The sequence below is a fragment of the Mycobacterium zoologicum genome, from assembly GCF_020181635.2.
Classification (GTDB): Bacteria; Actinomycetota; Actinomycetes; order Mycobacteriales; family Mycobacteriaceae; genus Mycobacterium; species Mycobacterium zoologicum.
Window position 1 is genome coordinate 1 of sequence record NZ_JAYJJS010000026.1, and the last position, 16,987, is coordinate 16,987.

14 protein-coding genes are annotated in these 16,987 nt (G+C 67.1%); 4 read left to right on the forward strand and 10 right to left on the reverse strand.

Annotated elements, in window-relative coordinates:
• The 4 genes from K6T84_RS18330 to K6T84_RS18345 form a co-directional block, all read right to left on the reverse strand.
• Nucleotides 1-2,482: PGRS repeat-containing protein (locus K6T84_RS18330; RefSeq protein ID WP_329786714.1), on the reverse strand; the 2,482-nt coding region annotated here is incomplete at its 3' end.
• Nucleotides 2,483-2,805: 323 nt separating this feature from the next.
• The gene (gene nrdF, locus K6T84_RS18335) at nt 2,806-3,780 is read right to left on the reverse strand and encodes a class 1b ribonucleoside-diphosphate reductase subunit beta (RefSeq protein ID WP_224861525.1); all 975 of its coding nucleotides are present in this window, start codon (nt 3,778-3,780) and stop codon (nt 2,806-2,808) included.
• A gap of 99 nt (nt 3,781-3,879) precedes the next feature.
• Nucleotides 3,880-5,346, reverse strand: coding sequence for a flavin-containing monooxygenase (locus K6T84_RS18340; RefSeq protein ID WP_224861527.1), 1,467 nt, complete (start codon nt 5,344-5,346; stop codon nt 3,880-3,882).
• 97 nt (nt 5,347-5,443) lie between these two features.
• Nucleotides 5,444-7,396: a hypothetical protein gene (locus tag K6T84_RS18345; RefSeq protein ID WP_224861529.1), complete on the reverse strand. Its 1,953-nt coding sequence runs from the start codon at nt 7,394-7,396 to the stop codon at nt 5,444-5,446.
• Between the two features lie 151 nt (nt 7,397-7,547).
• Here K6T84_RS18345 and K6T84_RS18350 point away from each other — a divergent pair, with 151 nt between their 5' ends.
• Nucleotides 7,548-8,777, forward strand: a complete 1,230-nt coding sequence (locus K6T84_RS18350) for a PucR family transcriptional regulator (RefSeq protein ID WP_224861531.1) — start codon at nt 7,548-7,550, stop codon at nt 8,775-8,777.
• 33 nt (nt 8,778-8,810) lie between these two features.
• Here K6T84_RS18350 and K6T84_RS18355 read toward each other — a convergent pair whose 3' ends face one another.
• Together K6T84_RS18355 and K6T84_RS18360 are read right to left on the reverse strand one after the other, a co-directional pair.
• Nucleotides 8,811-9,050, reverse strand: coding sequence for a hypothetical protein (locus K6T84_RS18355; RefSeq protein ID WP_224861533.1), 240 nt, complete (start codon nt 9,048-9,050; stop codon nt 8,811-8,813).
• 81 nt (nt 9,051-9,131) lie between these two features.
• Nucleotides 9,132-9,869 carry a TetR/AcrR family transcriptional regulator gene (locus tag K6T84_RS18360; RefSeq protein WP_224861535.1) on the reverse strand — a complete coding sequence of 246 codons (738 nt, stop codon included), beginning with the start codon at nt 9,867-9,869 and terminating at the stop codon, nt 9,132-9,134.
• A gap of 66 nt (nt 9,870-9,935) precedes the next feature.
• Here K6T84_RS18360 and K6T84_RS18365 point away from each other — a divergent pair, with 66 nt between their 5' ends.
• Entirely contained in the window at nt 9,936-11,117 is a 1,182-nt protein-coding gene (locus K6T84_RS18365) for an NAD(P)/FAD-dependent oxidoreductase (protein WP_224861537.1), read from the forward strand.
• A gap of 21 nt (nt 11,118-11,138) precedes the next feature.
• On the opposite strand, the gene K6T84_RS18370 is transcribed toward K6T84_RS18365, so the two are convergent.
• The gene (locus tag K6T84_RS18370) at nt 11,139-12,509 is read right to left on the reverse strand and encodes a cytochrome P450 (protein WP_224861539.1); all 1,371 of its coding nucleotides are present in this window, start codon (nt 12,507-12,509) and stop codon (nt 11,139-11,141) included.
• A 151-nt stretch (nt 12,510-12,660) separates the two neighbouring features.
• On the opposite strand from K6T84_RS18370, the gene K6T84_RS18375 reads away from it, so the two are divergent.
• Nucleotides 12,661-13,752, forward strand: a complete 1,092-nt coding sequence (locus K6T84_RS18375; protein ID WP_224861541.1) for a helix-turn-helix transcriptional regulator — start codon at nt 12,661-12,663, stop codon at nt 13,750-13,752.
• A gap of 34 nt (nt 13,753-13,786) precedes the next feature.
• Here the strand turns inward: K6T84_RS18375 and K6T84_RS18380 are convergent, their stop codons facing one another.
• Together K6T84_RS18380 and K6T84_RS18385 are read right to left on the reverse strand one after the other, a co-directional pair.
• Entirely contained in the window at nt 13,787-14,344 is a 558-nt protein-coding gene (locus K6T84_RS18380) for a hypothetical protein (protein WP_224861543.1), read from the reverse strand.
• A gap of 252 nt (nt 14,345-14,596) precedes the next feature.
• Nucleotides 14,597-15,310, reverse strand: a complete 714-nt coding sequence (locus tag K6T84_RS18385; protein ID WP_225400358.1) for a LysR family substrate-binding domain-containing protein — start codon at nt 15,308-15,310, stop codon at nt 14,597-14,599.
• A gap of 28 nt (nt 15,311-15,338) precedes the next feature.
• On the opposite strand from K6T84_RS18385, the gene K6T84_RS18390 reads away from it, so the two are divergent.
• Nucleotides 15,339-15,725: a DUF5997 family protein gene (locus K6T84_RS18390; protein WP_224861547.1), complete on the forward strand. Its 387-nt coding sequence runs from the start codon at nt 15,339-15,341 to the stop codon at nt 15,723-15,725.
• On the opposite strand, the gene K6T84_RS18395 is transcribed toward K6T84_RS18390, so the two are convergent.
• Complete coding sequence (locus tag K6T84_RS18395) at nt 15,688-16,971, reverse strand: PucR family transcriptional regulator (protein ID WP_224861549.1); 1,284 nt, start codon at nt 16,969-16,971, stop codon at nt 15,688-15,690. The two genes, K6T84_RS18390 and K6T84_RS18395, sit on opposite strands and share 38 nt — an antisense overlap.
• Between the last annotated feature and the right edge of the window lie 16 nt (nt 16,972-16,987).

Here is a 16,987-nt window from a genome sequence, read left to right on the forward strand (position 1 = left end):
CCGCGTTGCCGCCGTTGCCGCCGTTGCCGCCGCGGCCGGTGCCGCCATTGCCACCAGCCGCCCCATCAGCCGCGATGAACTTACCCGTCCCCCTTGTGAAGGCGTCGCCGCCGTTGCCGCCGCTACCGCCGTCGGTGGCACCAGCACCGGCCGCCCCGGCCTTACCGCCGACCGCATCCGCCACCGAAGCAGAGTTGAGGCTTTCCGCGGAGCCGCCGTTACCGCCGTTACCGCCGCGGCCGGTGCCGCCATTGCCGCCGGCCGCCCCATCGCCCCCGACGGTCTTACCCATCCCCTGGGTGCCGCCGTAGCCGCCGTTGCCGCCGTTGCCGCCGTCGGTGCCACCAGTACCGGCCGCACCCGCCTTACCGCCAACCACGTCCGCCGCCGAAAGAAAGTTGTTGCTGACCGCGGAGCCGCCGTCGCCGCCGTTGCCGCCACGACCGGTGCCGCCATTGCCACCGGCCGCCCCATCGCCACCGATGGCCTTACCCGTCCCCCAGGTGAAGGCGTTGCCGCCGTTGCCGCCGTTGCCGCCGTCGGTCGCACCAGTACCGGCCGCACCCGCCTTACCGCCAACCGCATCCGCCATCGATGCATAGTCGTAGTCCATGATCGCGTTGCCGCCGTTGCCGCCGTTGCCGCCGCGGCCGGTGCCGCCATTGCCACCGTCGCCGCCGTTGCCACCGACCGCATCCGCCGCCGAAGCGGAGTTGTCTGTGGCCGCGTCGCCGCCGTTGCCGCCGTTGCCGCCGTTGCCGGTGCCGCCGTTGCCCACGCTGACGGCATCGCCGCCACGTCCGCCGGCACCTCCGGACAGATGGCCTGCGTATCCCGCGCCACCATCACCGCCACGACCACCGTCACCCTGGTGCAACCCGCCGATACCTCCGGCACCACCATCAGCTCCGGCGCCACCGTGGCCCCCGTGGCCACCATCGCCGATGAAGTAGGCGCTGCCGCCAGCGCCGCCCGCCACACCCTCTTCGGTGCTGTCCCAGCCAGCACCGCCGTTGCCGTAGACGAACCCGCCCACACTGCCGTCAGGGTGCAGCTCGGTGCCGGTAGCACCATTGCAGACGTAGCCACAAGTCGCACCGCTGGCTTGCAGCCCCGCCACGTAGTTGTCCATGTACTGGTCGAGGGTTTGCGGGTTGGCGCTGGTCCAGCCCGTGGCCTGGGCATACTCGTTGAGCGCGGCGATCTGCGCGGTGGTCAGGTCGTTGCCACCCAGGGCGCGGATCTGCTGATTGAACTCAGCGATGTGGGCTGCACTGAACGCGCCCGCGCCGCCGTCACCGCCACCCGGGTTGTCGCTACCGCCCGGATGGTCGCCGCCGCTGGCCGTGGCGCCCGCGCCTCCCGCACCTCCCGATGCGCCGATAGGTCCCTGGTGCTGGACACCAACGGCACCAGAGGCGCCAGGCAGAGTTCCGGCATACCCACCTGCACCACCATGCCCGCCGTCGCCGCCGGCGCCGTTGACGCCGCCGTCGCCGCCTGCACCACCGGAACCACCGGTGCCGCCCGCGCCGATGGCACCCGCCGTCGCGAAGGTGCCGCCCGCACCGCCGGCGCCGGCATTGCCTCCATTGCCACCGTTGGCGCCGTTGGCGCCGTTGCCGTTGTCGGTGGTGGTGCTGGCGCCGGTTCCGCCGACACCACCGGTGCCGCCGATCCCGCCAGTACCGCCAGCACCGGCCAGCGAGCTGCTGGCACCGCCGGCCCCGCCGTTGCCACCATTGCCGCCGCTGCCGCCGATTTGGCCTTCGCCGACCGGCGACAGGCCCGCACCGCCGCGGCCTCCGGCGCCGCCGACACCGCCATTGCCGAACATCACGCCCGTGCCGGCGCCGCCGACACCGCCGTTGCCACCGTCAAGTCCCGATGCTCCCACGCCGCCCGCGCCACCGTCGCCGCCGATGCCCATCAGCGTGCCGCCGGCGCCACCGGCACCACCGTCGCCGCCATATTGGCCGGCGCCGCCCGCACCGCCATTGCCGAACATGCCCAACGCCGAACCGCCCGCGCCGCCGAACCCGTCGGCGCTGGTACCTCCGGCCCCGCCGTCGCCGAACCAGAGGCCGCCGTTGCCGCCGGCAGCCTCCGCCAGGGTGCCACCGCTGATACCGGCCGCGCCGTTGCCGATCAAATCCAGGCCGAACAGCGACTGCGATAACGGGTTGAGCAGGTTGTCGTCGACCCACGATCCGAAGTCGCTGCTGATCCAGTCCTGCTGCATGTCATGGATCGGCAGGTAGATCAACGAGCCAAACAGACCAGCCCAGGAATCGGGGTTCGTCTCTACCGCGCTCGCTGACGCCTCGGCCAGGCCGAGCAGGTCGAACCAGCCGAAATCCTCGGCTTGGGCAGCCGGTGCGACTGCGACCGGTGCAACCCCGAACGCCAGGAACGCACCCAGTGCACCAACGGCACCCGACGTGCGTGAACCAGACTTACCTATCCCGTGACGACGACTCATCGGAACGGCCCCCTCAAGAATCCCTAGCGTTAGCTGTGACAGACCTGGGCATACTCCCCCGACCCTGCTGAAATGTAGCACCACAGGGGATTTAAATTGACTATTGACCCGTGATCAGGCTTCATGCCTATGAATTCGGACATGTTCATCATGCGCAGACCGCTGCAGCGGAGGCCCGGAGTTACCCACAACGTCCTGATCGACGTCGAACGCGGCCCACGCAGTCTGCGTACAACTACCTCACCGAAGCGCGATGCAAGACCCGTAGTAGCGGCCTTCCGGCCGAGTCGCTATCCCTCAGTGGCTATAGCGAGGGATAGCGACTAGAAGTCCCAGTCGTCGTCTTCGGTGATGACGGCCTTGCCGATCACGTAACTCGAACCCGATCCGGAGAAGAAGTCGTGGTTCTCGTCGCCGTTGGGGCTCAGCGCCGACAGGATCGCCGGGTTGACGTCGGTCTCGTCACGCGGGAAGAGAGCCTCGTAGCCGAGGTTCATCAGCGCCTTGTTTGCGTTGTAGCGCAAGAACTTTTTGACGTCCTCGGTCAGGCCCACCCCGTCGTAGAGGTCCTGGGTGTATTCGACCTCGTTGTCGTAGAGCTCGAAGAGCAGCTCGTAGGTGTAGTCCTTGAGCTCCTGGCGCTTGGCCTCGTCGACCATGGCCAGACCGCGCTGATACTTGTAGCCGATGTAGTAGCCGTGCACGGCCTCGTCGCGGATGATCAGCCGCAGCACGTCGGCGGTGTTGGTCAGCTTGCCCCGGCTCGACCAGTACATCGGCAGGTAGAAGCCGGAGTAGAACAGGAAGCTCTCCAGCAGCGTGGACGCCACCTTGCGCTTGAGCGGCTCGTCACCGCGGTAGTACTGCATGACGATGGCGGCCTTGCGCTGCAGGTTGGAGTTCTCCTCCGACCAGCGGAAGGCCTCATCGATCTCGGATGTCGAGCACAGTGTCGAAAAGATCTGGCTGTAGCTCTTGGCGTGCACCGACTCCATGAACGCGATGTTGGTGTAGACGGCTTCCTCGTGCGGGGTCAGCGCATCCGGGATCAGGCTCACCGCGCCGACGGTGCCCTGGATGGTGTCCAGCAGCGTCAGACCGGTGAAGACCCGCATCGTGAGCTGCTTCTCGTCGTCGGTCAGCGTGCCCCATGAGGGGATGTCGTTGGACACCGGAACCTTCTCCGGCAGCCAGAAGTTGCCGGTCAGCCGATCCCAGACCTCGAGATCCTTGTCGTCTTGCACCCGGTTCCAGTTGATCGCCGAGACCCGATCGATCAGCTTCAACTTTTCGCTCACCGTCAACCCCATTTCGCCACACCGGAAGCCAGTGCCACGACACTACCCCTGGGGGGCGACAACGGACGGCAACACTAGTGGTTGTGTCTTCGTGTCGCCTCAGCGCACTCCGGAAAAGCGGTACTCGCCCGCCCGCAACGAGCGGGTCGACTGCCAGTACTGCCAGGTCATCCCGCTCCACAGGGTCCGGTTGACGCCGTGCTCGTCGAGGTACCAGCTGTTGCAGCCGCCGGTGATCCACACCGTGCCGGCGAGCTTGTCCTGAAGCTCGGCGTTGTAGCGGTCCTGGGCGGCGCGGCTGGGCGCCAGCGCCTGCGCGCCGGCCTTGTCGGCGGCGGCGATCGCCTGGGCGACGTAGCGGATCTGCGACTCGATCATGAACACCACCGAGGTGTGCCCCAGCGCGGTGTTGGGACCGAGCAGGAAGAACAGGTTGGGCATGTCGGCCACGGCAATGCCGCGGTGCGCCTGCACCCCTTCACGGCTCCAGCGCTGCACCAGGTCCTCACCGTCGGGCCCGGTGACACCGACATAGGTGTAGGAGTCGGTCACGTGGAATCCGGTCGCGTAGACGATGACGTCGACGGCGTGTTCGACGTTGTCGGCGGTGACGATGCCGTCCGGGGTGATGCGGGAGATCCGCTCGGTGATCAGCGTCGTCGTCGGCTCGGCGACCGCGCCATAGTAGTTCTTGCCCGAGTAGAGGATTCGCTTGCACCCGGCCCGATACCGCGGAGTCAGTCTGCGGCGCAGGTCTTTGTCGCGGACCTGGCGACGGATGTTGAGCTTGCCGGCCGCCTCGACCAGACGCAGCAGCCCGGGCCGCTTGGTCATCGCGAATCCAACTGCTTCCAGCGCCCAGTAGGTGGCAACCCGCACCGCGTAGCGCAGCCCGGGCACCACCGCGAAGGCCTGTCGCACGACATTAGGAAGCCGGTTATGTGGCACCGGCAACACCCAGGGTGGGGTGCGTTGGTAGAGCTGGAGTTCGGCAACCCGGTCGACGATCGCGGGCACGATCTGGATCGCGCTGGCCCCGGTCCCGATGACCGCGACCCGCTTGCCGGCCAGGTCCACGGTGTGGTCCCACTGCGCGGAATGGAATGCGGCGCCGGTGAATTCGTCGATCCCGTCGATGTCGGGCAGCCGCGGGATGTGCAGGCCGCCGACACCAGAGACCACGAACTGGGCCACATACTCCTTGCCGTCTTCGGTGAACACATGCCAGCGGAACTCGTCGTCGTCCCACACCGCGCGGGTCACCATCGAACCGAACCGGATGTGACGGCGTAGCCCGTACTTGTCCGTCACGTTCTTGAGGTAGTCCAGGATCTCGGGCTGCGGGGAGAACAGCCGGCTCCAGGTGGCCTTCGGCTCAAACGAGAACGAGTAGAGATGCGACGGCACGTCGCACGCACAACCGGGATAGGTGTTGTCCCGCCAGGTCCCGCCGATCTCGTCAGCCTTCTCCAGGATCAGGAATTCCACACCCCGCTTCTGCAGCACGATGGCCATGCCCAGGCCGGAGAAACCGGTCCCGATGATGAGTGTGCGGGTGCGTATCATCACGCGTCCTTCCCCTGTCGGGTATCGAAATTCATTCCAACGCCCATGCCGCCTTCCCGCAAGGTCCGGCGGGAAGGCGGCACAGCGACTGCCAGGATCAGCCCTGCAGGGCGGCCATCACTTGGTGATTGAGGTCGGTCAACGAATCCATCAGCGGCGAGTACGCACTCAGGTCGAAAGTGTCGCCGGCGCGCAGGATTCCGGTCGCCATGTCGTCACGGGCGTTGAGCATGCCTGCGATCAAGCTGGTGGTCGGGTCGGTGAACGCGTCGTCGAAGAGCGTCCCCATGCCCTGCATTCCGCCGGTCAGATCCGTCCAGACGTGCGCCAAGTCGCCGGTACTGAAGTCGCCCTCCACGGCTTGCGCGGTCTGGTCCATGACAGCCTTCATGCTCAGCATGCTCAGCATCATCGGCAGCTCAATGTCCTTGAACGCCAACGGCAGATTGCCAATGAACGCCGCCATGGCACCGGCCGGATTGGTCAGGAACTCCGACGCGACAGCGTTCAGGTTCGGCGTCAGCGCAGCGTCGGACATCCGGTCCCAGACCGTCGGCACGCCGACCTGTCCGCCGAAGATCTGGTTGAACGCGTCGTGGCCGATCGCCGCCTCGACCTGGCTCTGCAACAGGTTTGCCCCCAGCCAGTTGATGTTGTGGTCCTGGTCCTGGGTGTAGTTCCAGTTGAACAGGCGGTCGTGCAGCATCGCCGCCTGCTCCGAGGGGGTGACCACCGGCGTGTCCGCCGGGAGATGGCTCTTGACGTCGGCGATGTTGACCACCTCGGCGTGGACGGCGTTGCTCGTCGGAGCGGTCGCCACGTCCTGCCAGCGCACTCCGAGCATTCCGTTGGCCAACCCGCCGTCGTTGATCCAGTTGGCGACGCCGGGGTCCTTACTGCTGACGACGTAGTAGATGTAGCCGTCGGAGGACTCGAAGGTGTCGGTGTTGTTGAGACTGCCCTGCGCGGTGACGATCGGAACGTTCTGCCCCCATGCGTTGGCGAGTTCGAGGCCGTAGTAGCCGGCATCGATTTCGGGCACCTTGATGATCAGCGCCTGATCGGCGTCCAGTTGGAAGTGGCCGAAGGTGCTCAGCTGGCCGGGCATGAGGCCGTTGATCGAGGAGGTGGAAGATGCGATGGGCGTCATCCAGTTGGGCGGCAACGAATCAGGAATCGCCGTTTGGTCGTAGTAGACGCCGTCAGCGTTGATGGTCGGAATGTCCTTGACGACAATGTTCAGCAACTCCGACAGTTGACTGTCCGAGAGGAACGTCAGCGGACTCTGCGGCACGCCGTCCTGCCGCAGCGAGAAGGAGTCGTGCGGCAATCCCCCGTTACCGATGGTGTCGCGGATAAGCACGTTGTCGGCGCCGGCCGTGTTGATCCAGTTCCCTTCGTGCGGTGTGGAACTGAAGATGATCGTGTAGCTTCCATCGGCATTGGGTGTTGCATCCGATAGGCCGAGGACGTGACCGGTCGGCTCGAATCCCTGAACCGAACCGATCGTTCCGGACAGCGACGTGAACGTGACGTCGATGCTGCCGGGCCCGGGATGGACCGTCATCGTGTAGGTGCCGTCCTCGCTGACCGGGATGACGCCGTACTGATTGTCGGGGTTCACCAGGATGTAGAAGGCCGACGGGTCGGCGGAGTTGGCATCCCACGGCTGCCCGAGCATCCAGGGAACGCCGCCGCTGGGGCTGTAGAGCTGGGCATACTCCAAAGCCAGCGAGGTGGAGGCGACGCTCTGGACATACTGCTGCAGGGACGTCAGGTCCGACGGGACGATGAACGGGTAGTTGCTGTTGGTCTCGGTGACCTGCTGCTGGGCGTCCAGCAGCTGGTCGATGATCGACTGCGTGGCTGCGGTCGGCGCCACTTCGGCGATCGCATGCGGGGTTGCCAGCGTCATCGCCAGCGCCCCGGCCACCGCTCCCGGTGCGGTGGTGGCGACGACACGCAGCCGCTGCCGCACTCGGCGCCGTTGAACGGCCTTGCGGTTGGATTGTTCGACGGCTGCGCGTTGTGCGGATCCGATGCGCGACATGTGGTCCTCCGTGTGGTCAGAGCGCTCTGTGACGACTGTCACCTGATAGCCGCCTGATTGTTCGTCGCGCCAATCCGCGGCCGAAAGAGCAATCCGCACCGGATCGAACAATCCGCCGATGCAGAATGCACCACCCAGTTATGCTCGGCCGATGGACTGGGAGCGACCGTCCGAGCGGGTGTGCGAGCTGATCCGGCAGACCGCCCAGGTCATGGTGAGCGCTCCCCCGGAGTCACTCGACGAGCTCCACGAAGCCACCCTGTCAGCGGTTTACACGCAAGCCATCGCCTCCGATCCGGTCCTCGCCGAAGGCATCCGCCGCAGCAATCGGTCCAATCTGATGCACTGGACCGCAGCCAATCTCAGCCATCCCGGCGAGCCGGTGGCGGCCAACCTCTCAGCAGAGGCACTGCTCATCGTCCGCGACGGGTTCCGCCGCGGTATGGACGAATCGGCGGTACTGGACGCCTATCGGGTCGGTACGAACGTGGCGTGGCGGTCGTGGATGCAGACCGCATTCACCCTCACCCGTGACCACGACCAGCTGTGCGAGCTGCTCGACGTCACATCACGATCGCTGACGTCGTTCATCGATGCCACCATCGCCGGTATCGGCCATCAGATGCAGATGGAACGCGAGGCACTCACCCGCGGGACCCATGCCGAACGCCGCGAGACCGTCGCGCTGATCCTGGACGGCGCAACCATCTCTCGGCAGCGCGCCGAGAGCCGGCTCGGCTACCGGCTCGAACAGAGCCATACCGCCGCCGTCGTCTGGGGCGACGAGGCGACCATCGACCTGTCCGATCTGGACGCTGCGGCCGAAACGCTGACCCGCACCGAGGGCGGTCCGCGCGCGCTGTCGGTGCTGGCCAGCGCCGCCACCCGATGGGTATGGGTTCCCGGTCCCACCGGGCCGGATCTGACAGGTGTGGTTGACGCGGTTGACGGCCTGCCGGGCGTGCAGATCGCGGTGGGGACCACCACCGGTGGCGTCGACGGGTTCCGGCGCAGCCACCTCGACGCCGTCACCACGCAACGCATGATGATGCGGCTGGGTTCCACCCAGCGCGTCGCCCGATTCACCGACATCGAGTTGGTGGCGCTGATCAGCGCCGAACCCGAGCAGGCCGACCGGTTCATCACCCATACGCTCGGCGACTTCGCCTTCGCCGACGCCGAACTACAACAGACGGTGCTGACGTTCATCCATCAACAGTGCAACACCTCACGCACCGCCGAACACATGTATCTGCACCGAAATACATTGCTGCGCAGGATTACTCGTGCCGATCGGCTGTTGCCCGCACCCGTCGTCGACAACAGCGTGCGAGTGGCGGTCGCATTGGAGGCACTGCGCTGGCGCGGCGTCGTCGGCTGACAATGCCCCTTCGCTCGCGTGTCGCCCCGCCCGTCAGCCGAACAGGCCCGCCCATTCCGCCTGTATCTGGGACACCGCGTGCATGATCCCGACCAACTCGAAACCCGCCGCCAGCGACCCCAGCCCGGTGGCCGCGGCCAGTACAAGACCGAACGCGTCGAGGAGGTCAACGCCGTCGGTGTGACCGCCAGCGGCGTGGTTACTTCCGCCGCGGCCCGTCCCCGGCACGAGCAGTGCTGCTGTGCCGACCACCGATAGCAGCCCCGAACCCATCTGCCAAGCATTGCTGTGTGTAATTCAGCCTTTTATACGGCATTTATCAGGTTCTGGGGATTGATACAACCAGGTGGCTGATCAGGCAACAGGTCGACGCTGGACTGCCTCGCGGATCGGCCGGTCGGGGTCCATCGCGATGCCGAGATTCTCGGCGGTGCCGCCCACGACGCTGACCATGATGGTCGTCAGATACGACACGAACGTCTCGTGGGGCATTCTGCGCGGGCTGTCCAGTTCCGGGCCGAGCCACCAGTCGGTGGCCGAGGTCGCCGTGCCGAAAGCCGCGAACGCCGCCAGGTCCATTGCGCCGCGGTCAAGGTCGAGCTCGCGGAGTTCGTTGCTGAACATGTCGGCGATGGCCAGCGTGATCGTCCGGCCCTCGTTGAGAGTCCGCAGTGTCGACTCCGACCGGGCGCGCACCCGCCCCTGGATGAAGAACCTCACCACGTTGGGATGTGCGTCGACCAGGCTCACGTACTCCTCGACGCTGCGCCGCACGATGTCGCGCAGCGAATTGGTGGCGACGTCGATGGAGGCGAAGATCGCCGACCACAGGTCGTCACGTAACCGGGTGCCGACGGCCTCGAACAGGTCGTCCTTGTCGGTGAAGTGCCGGTAGATCTTGGGCTTGGCGGTGCCGGCCTCCGCGGCGATCTCGCGGACACTGACGTCGGGTCCGAGCCGGTCGATGGCCCGGAACGCTGCGTCGACGATCTCCCTGCGGACCTTCTTACGGTGTTCGCGCCAACGTTCGCTGCGCGCGTCGACCTTCTGCCCGCCGTTGTCGGCCGGGGTGGGTCTGCTGGTTCCGCGCACGTGAAGCACCTTACCGCGTTGCCGCCGCTGACCTGGGGAGACCGGCCGTCGGCTAACATCGCCGCTGTGGTGCAGCGATTCGACCTTGCGATTGTCGGCGGAGGTCCAGCAGGGTCGGCGGCCGCCTGGCAGGCCAGGCAGGCCGGTGCGAGCGTGGTTCTGCTGGATAAGGCCGAGTTTCCCCGCGACAAGCCCTGCGGTGACGGCCTGACCGCGCGCGCGGTGAGCTACCTGCAGAAAATGGGTCTGGCCGAGCAGGTCGACAAGTTTCACCGGGTCAACCGGGTGAAGGTGTTCAGCCCCGGCGAATGGGAGCTGTCGTTTCCGCGCCGGCCCGGGATGCCCGACCACGGATACGTGGCGCGCCGCCCGGAGCTGGACACCCTGTTGCTCAAGCACGCCGAGTCGGCCGGGGCGGAGGTTCGCCAATCCGCCGAGGCCGCGGGTCCGGTGCTCGACGACGCCGGCCGGGTCATCGGGGTGCTGCTCAAGAGCGGCGAGCAGGTGCTGGCCGACGCGGTGATCGCCGCCGACGGCGCCTACTCCCCGATCAAACGGGCACTGAAGCTGGACTCGGACTACAACGGCTACTCGGCGATCGCCATCCGCGCCGAGATGCCCGCGGTGCGGCCCGACGTCGACTCACTCGACATCTACATGAAGCTGGTGTTCCAGGGCGATCAGCTGCCCGGCTACGGCTGGGTGTTCCCGCTCGGTGACGGCCGGGTCAACATCGGCTTGGGCTATGTCAACAGCTACAAGAACTGGCAGGCCATCAACGCCACGCAGTTCCTCGGCGACTTCCTGGAGACGCTGCCGCGGGACTGGGAACTGCCGTCGATCACCGAACTGAAGAAATCCAAGACGGTGCGAGCCTGGCGGCTGCCGATGGGCTTCACCGCGTGGCCGCCGTGGCGGCCCGGGGTGCTGTTCGCCGGGGACTCCCTCGGAGCTGGCCGGCCGACCTCGGGCGCGGGTATCTCCAAGGCGCTGGAGTCCGGGCTGGCGGCCGGTGAGTGCGCAGTCGCGGCGCTGACCAACGGTGGGCCGGACGACTTCACCAACTATGCGCAACGCATGGAAGCGGCGTGGGGCCGGGAATACCGGCGCGGCAGGTACTTTCACAAGTTGGCCGGTACGCCGAAGCTCGCGAACGCCGGTCTGAAGCTGCTCGACAACGCGCGCTTCCGCGACGTGATGCTGGCCCGGTTGTACAAGGGGCAACAGGGTCCGACGCACACCTACTAACGGGCGCCGCTGGCTGCGCCGTCACAGCAGCGCGCCCGCCCGCTGCGTGACACGCGCGTAGATCGGCTCGGCCGCGACGGTGGTGAATGGCACCGCCAGCGGAAATTCAGTGCTCAGCGAGCTGAATTCGCAGTGCCGCACACACGTCGCCAGCGCCAGGGTGGCTTCCAGCATGGCGAAGTGGTCGCCGACGCATTTGCGCGGTCCGGCCCCGAACGGCACATACTGCCACCGGCTGCGGCCCGCGGAGTTCTCTGGGCTGAACCGGTCCGGGTCGAACTCCTCGGGGCGCTCCCAGAGTGCGGGGTCGCGGTGCAGCGCATAGACCCCGACGCCAACCAGCGAGCCGGCCTGTACGCGGAAGCCGTCGACGGCGATGTCGCGCAACACCGTTCGGCCGTTCAGGGCACCGGGTGGGCACAACCGCAGTGCTTCGTGGAGCACCTGGACGGTGTACGGCAGCCGGGCCACGTCGTCGGGGGTCAGTTCGGCCCCGGCCGCGGCCACCTCGGCGGCAACCCTGCGTTGAATGTCGGAGTTGTTGCCCAGCGCCCACAGCGCGTAAGCCAAAGTGGTCGCGGTGGTGTCGTGGCCGGCCAGCATGAACACGATCAACTCATCGCAGATCTCGCGGTCCGTCAGCCCGCGGCCGGTTTCGGGGTCAGTGGCGGCCATCAGCCCGCGCACCAGGGGCGCGTCCCTGTCGGGGTCGTTGCGACAGGCCCGCAGGATGTCCGCGGCAACCCTATGCAGCGTGGCGCTGGCGGCCCGGGCGCGACGGCGCGCCGGGGTCGGCAGCCAGCGCGGGGCGCGCACCGGAGCAAACGCCCGATCCGAAACATATTCCAGCGCGACGCGCATCGGCTCGGTCAGGTCCGCAGCGCGTTCGTCGAGGTCGACGCCGAGCACCGAGCGTCCGAGTGCCCGCAGCGTCAGCCGGCGGCATTCGGCGTCCAGATCAACCGTTGCGCCGTCGCCCCAGTCGGCGGCGACCACCTCGGCGGCCTGCGCCATATGTCCGCCAAAATCGCGGACATGATGCTTGGTGAACAACGGCTGTAACGTGCGCCGCCGGGGCAGCCACGCTTCATTGCGCAGATCGAACAGGTTCGGACCGAGCAGGTGGCGAATCTCATCGTGCGCCGGGGACCGATCGACGTCGCCGCTACTCAGCACATCGTGGACCCCCTGCGGCGAAGTCACCAGCACCATCGGCGGCGCGAGTCGGCGCGGTGCCAGCACCAGTCGGGTCACCGGCCCGCCGGCATCCCGCAATTTCTCGACACCGGTGTGCATCTGCCGCACCTCCCGCACCTGCTGCCGGTACGGCAGCGGGTTCTTCGGCGCCAGCGGCAGCGCCCGAACATCGACGCCGGCATCTCCTACTGTCATGGCAGTCAGCCAACCAGGCCCGATCCACCCCGCGCCTCATCCGAACGGTTGAAATTTTTCCCGGAATTCGCAGAGCAACGGCCGACCACGCGGCGCAGAATGTGCGATATCGGACGCTACGTCCGCTGAGCGAAAGACCTGGGATGCGGCGATGGCGACCCTGGATGACTTCTCCCGCATAGTCGCGACGGTATACAGCTCGGTGCTTACACCCGAGAACTGGACCGCGGCACTCGGCGATCTTCGGCACACCCTCGACGTACAAAGTTGCGCGCTGATACGGGCGGACGGCAACGGCCGATCGGTACAGGCAGCACACCTGGCCCCGCAGGTGCGCTGCGACTACGAGCAGCACTACCACCGGATCGACTACGTGCTCGAAGCCGTGGAACAGGGCCCGGTCGGCGTGCTGCGTGGCGGGCAGTCCCTGGTGGAACTGCAGAGCGACTCGGAGTTCCATCTCGACTGGCTGCGCCCCCTGGAGATGACGGACGGGTTGTTCGTACGGCTCACCGACGGCCCCGCGCCGCTGATGTTCCTTGCCGCCGGGCCACGTCCGCCAACGCCGTTCGTCCCGCTGGTCAGCGCCTTGGTACCGCACCTGCAACAGGCCTTGCGCAGCCAAGCACACCTGGACAACTTGCGCCGTCGCGCCGGTGACCTGAGTGCAGTCACCGGTGCGTTGCGCCTGGCCATCATCGTGGTGACCGCCGGCGCCCATCTCGTCTACGCCAACCGTGCCGCCGAGGAAGTGCTGCGGGCAGCCGATGGACTGCGCATCCGCGCCGGCCGGCTCGAAGCGACTTTCGCCACCACCGACACCACACTGCAGCACAGTATTCGCGCCGCGCTGACGCACCGGGATGCGCCACCGTCGGGGAGTTCCCTGCTGTGTGAGCGCGGCTGTAACGCGCAGCCCTACCTCGTCGAAGTGCTGCCCATCGATCCGGCCGATTCCTCCGGGCCCACCCGGCGAGCCATGGTGGCCATCGACCCGGGCAGCGAATCACGAACGGCTGCAACGCTGTTGAATCGCCATTATGGACTCACGGCCAGCGAAACCCGGATCGCCCTCATGGTGCTCAACGGCCATGACATCAAGGACACGGCCGAACGCATGTCGCTGTCCCAAGCCACCGTCAAAACGCATCTGCAGCATGTGTTCGACAAGACTGGAACTCATCGCCAGGCCGACATCGTGCGACTGCTGGCCGCCCTGCGCTCGCCCTGTCGCGGAGACTGACCGCCCCGGTCAGCGCCGACGCCGCACGGCTGATTCAGAACAGACCGGCCAGTTCGGACCACAACGCGGTGGCGTCGCCCGGATCGAAAGTCGCCGCCATGGAGTCGGCCCCGGGGATGTCGATAATCGGGATGCGCACCCCGCCGGGGAACAACCACTCGTCGAGTATTCCGTCCGGACCGTTGGAGTAATAGTTGGCGAAGACCGGGTTGGTGAGAAAGTCGATCTGGAACAGGTCTTGCGTCGATCCCGTCGGGTCGCTGGTGTAGAAATTTTCGAAGAAGTTGACTCGCGAGATCCCGAACTGCAGCCCCGCCGAGGTCTGCTCCCACACCGTCCCGTCGGCGGGAGCGGCACCCGAACTGTTGAACGCCTGCTGCAGGTTGTTCTCGAAGATCGGGCCGACGCCGCCCAGGGCCTCGTAATCCCGCGCCACCTCGTAATTGCCAATGACGTTCACGCCGCCAGGCTGGTAGATGGAGTAGGGGATGTTCTCCTTAATGCTGGTGTACAGCCCACCGGTGATCTCGTCGACATCGGTCGGCGTACCCGGTCCGCCGGGCGGGAAGAAAATGTCGTTGCTCGACGGCACGGATGGCTCCGCGTGTGCAACTGGGCTGGTCAGCAGCGCTCCCCCGAGGACTGCCCCGGCGACCGCACCAGTGATGAAGGCGAATCTCGCGATGTTTTGACGACTCATGGCTAGCCCCCCAGCTAGTGTTCCGCTGGCCGTACAGCATAGCTGAAATTTAACTGAAGGTACATGAAAATTCTCAAGTCTCTACGCCAACGTTAATACTTTCTATGCGCTCGCGCGGCACGCGGCGCCCCGGACCTCGACGGGTCAGCGCCGACCGCGCTCGGCACGGCCGGGCTTGCGGGCGACCTTGCCCGCAGCGGCTCGGGCGGCCTGCTTGGCCAGGGTCTTCTCCCGAGCGGTGCGCTTGGTTGCCGACTGCGCCTGCCCCCGCGACGAGCCCGCTGTGCGGCCCCGCACGATCCCGACGAACTCCTCGACCAGTTCCGATTGGGGACCCTCCGGAAAAGCCAGCGCCACCGGGCAACTCGGCGCGTCGATGATCGGCCGGTAGGTCAGGTCCTTGCGGTGATGCAGCCGCGCCAGCGACTGCGGAACGACGAGTACACCGAGACCGGCGGCGACCAGTTCTATTGCGTCCTTGGTGGTTTCGGGACGGTGATCGATCCGGGCACCGGGAGCCTGCACCCATTCGACGACGTCGTCGAGCGGCAGCAGTGTCGGCTCGCCATCGAGGTCCGCGGCGCTGATCTCATCGGCGGCCGTCAGGACGTGATCGACCGGCACCACGGCCACCGTCGTCTCCTCGTAGAGCGGGATGACCGACAGCCCCGAGGTGTCGCCCCGCGGCCGCAGTAACGCGACGTCGACCGCGCCGGCCCGCACGGCGTCCGCCGCGGCTGCCGCAGCAACCGAACGCAACTCCAGCGGGACTCCCCCGTGACGTTCGGTCCAGATCCGGGCCCACTTCGCGGGCGTCGCACCGGGGACATACCCGAGGGTCAGCGAGAGCGGCGCCACCGGATCAGGCTACCGATAGGCTGCTGCCATGAGCAGGCCGAACGCACAGTCCATGAAACCCGCCACGGCGGCGAAGAAGCTGGACGTGTATCTGCCCGCGACACCGGTGGAGTTCCAGGAGAACCCAATCACCCGAAGCGAGCTCACTGCCCTGCAGGCGGACCCGCCGCAGTGGCTCAAGGACCTCCGCAAGAACGGGCCGCACCCGAAGAACCTGGTGGCGGCCAAGCTCGGCGTCTCGATCGCAGCTCTCGCGCGCGGCGGCGTCGGCAATGCACTCACCACCGAACAGATCGATGCACTGCTGGCCGAGAAGCCGGACTGGCTGGTCGCCGAACGCGAGGGCTACCAGGAGGTGTTGCGCGAACAACGTCGCCTCAAAGCACTGCAGGCAGACCAGGCTCGCGGGAACTGATACCGGACAGCGCCCGCGGGCCCACATAGTGGGCGATCTCCAACGCAGTCATCACCGCCAGCCGGCGCTGGCCGGGCGGGTATCCCAACAGCTCGGTCGCACTGGCGACGCGCTGCAGCACGGTGTTGCGATGCGTGTGTAGCCGCGCGGCGGCCGCCGAGGCGCTGTCGGCTTCGGCGAGGAAGGTCCGCAACGTGTGACGAAGCCGCGCGCCGCGCTCGTCGTCGACGGCAAGCCGGCCGAGGGTCTCGGCGACGAATCGCGCGGCTTCCCGTTCGTCGCCGGCAATGGCCCGGATCGGCTCCAGGTCAGTGGAGGTGACCAGACGATCCCCGCCAGGGTTGTCGCCGACGATCTGCGCAGCGGCCATCGCCGCGGCGTGAGAGGCGCGAAAGCCCGCCTGCCCGGCCAGTGTCGGCCCTGCCGCGGCACGCATTCCGGCGGGTGCGCTTCGCATCACCTTCCCGAGAGCACTCGGTGCAGGCACCCCGTCCGAGCCGATCCACGCCCACAGTGTCCGCACGCCTGCGGCAATCGTCAACGGCTTCCCGGAACGCACGGAGCGCGCGAGTTCGGTTGCCACCGTTTCCAATTCGCCGTTGTCGACAGCAGAGCCGTCCAGCCACAACACCAACGCGGTGTGGCGGCGCGTCAGCTCATAGCCCAGCCGGCCGGCCGCGACGCGTTCATCGATCGGCGCGCCGTCGAGGATCAGCCGAACCGTCTCCATCCGCCGGGCGAGTGCGCCGCCGGCCGTCTCCTCGTGCAGGCGCTGAGCCTCGGCGACGAGCGCCAGCAGCACCGTGTCCACGTAGGCGAACAGCACCGTGGCGAAGCGGTCGATCATCTCGACGAGCTGCGGGCCGGACGGAGCCACCAGGGGGGCGAGCTGCATGAAGCGCTGCCAGACCGCCATCTGCCCGCGCCGATACGCCTGGAAGATCACGTCCAGGTCCAGGCCCCGGCGCACCACGGTCTGGACGACGTCGTAGGCCTCACGCGGCGGGTCGGGCAGCGTCACATTCGTCGGGTCCGCGAGCACCGAGTGCAGCACCTGCGCCACGTTCGCCCGGTTGCTGGCGGCCATCTCCTCGGTGATGGCGCGGTCGGCGGCCAGACCCGGAGCGATCTCGAGCTCGGCGGCGTTCATGGTGGCGACCAGGTCGTCGAGTTCGGCAAGCATGCGGCTGGCGAGCTCGGCCAGCTGTCGGGAGGAGTCGTCGACCACCGAGTCAGGATATGTCATTTCATACATTCAATGC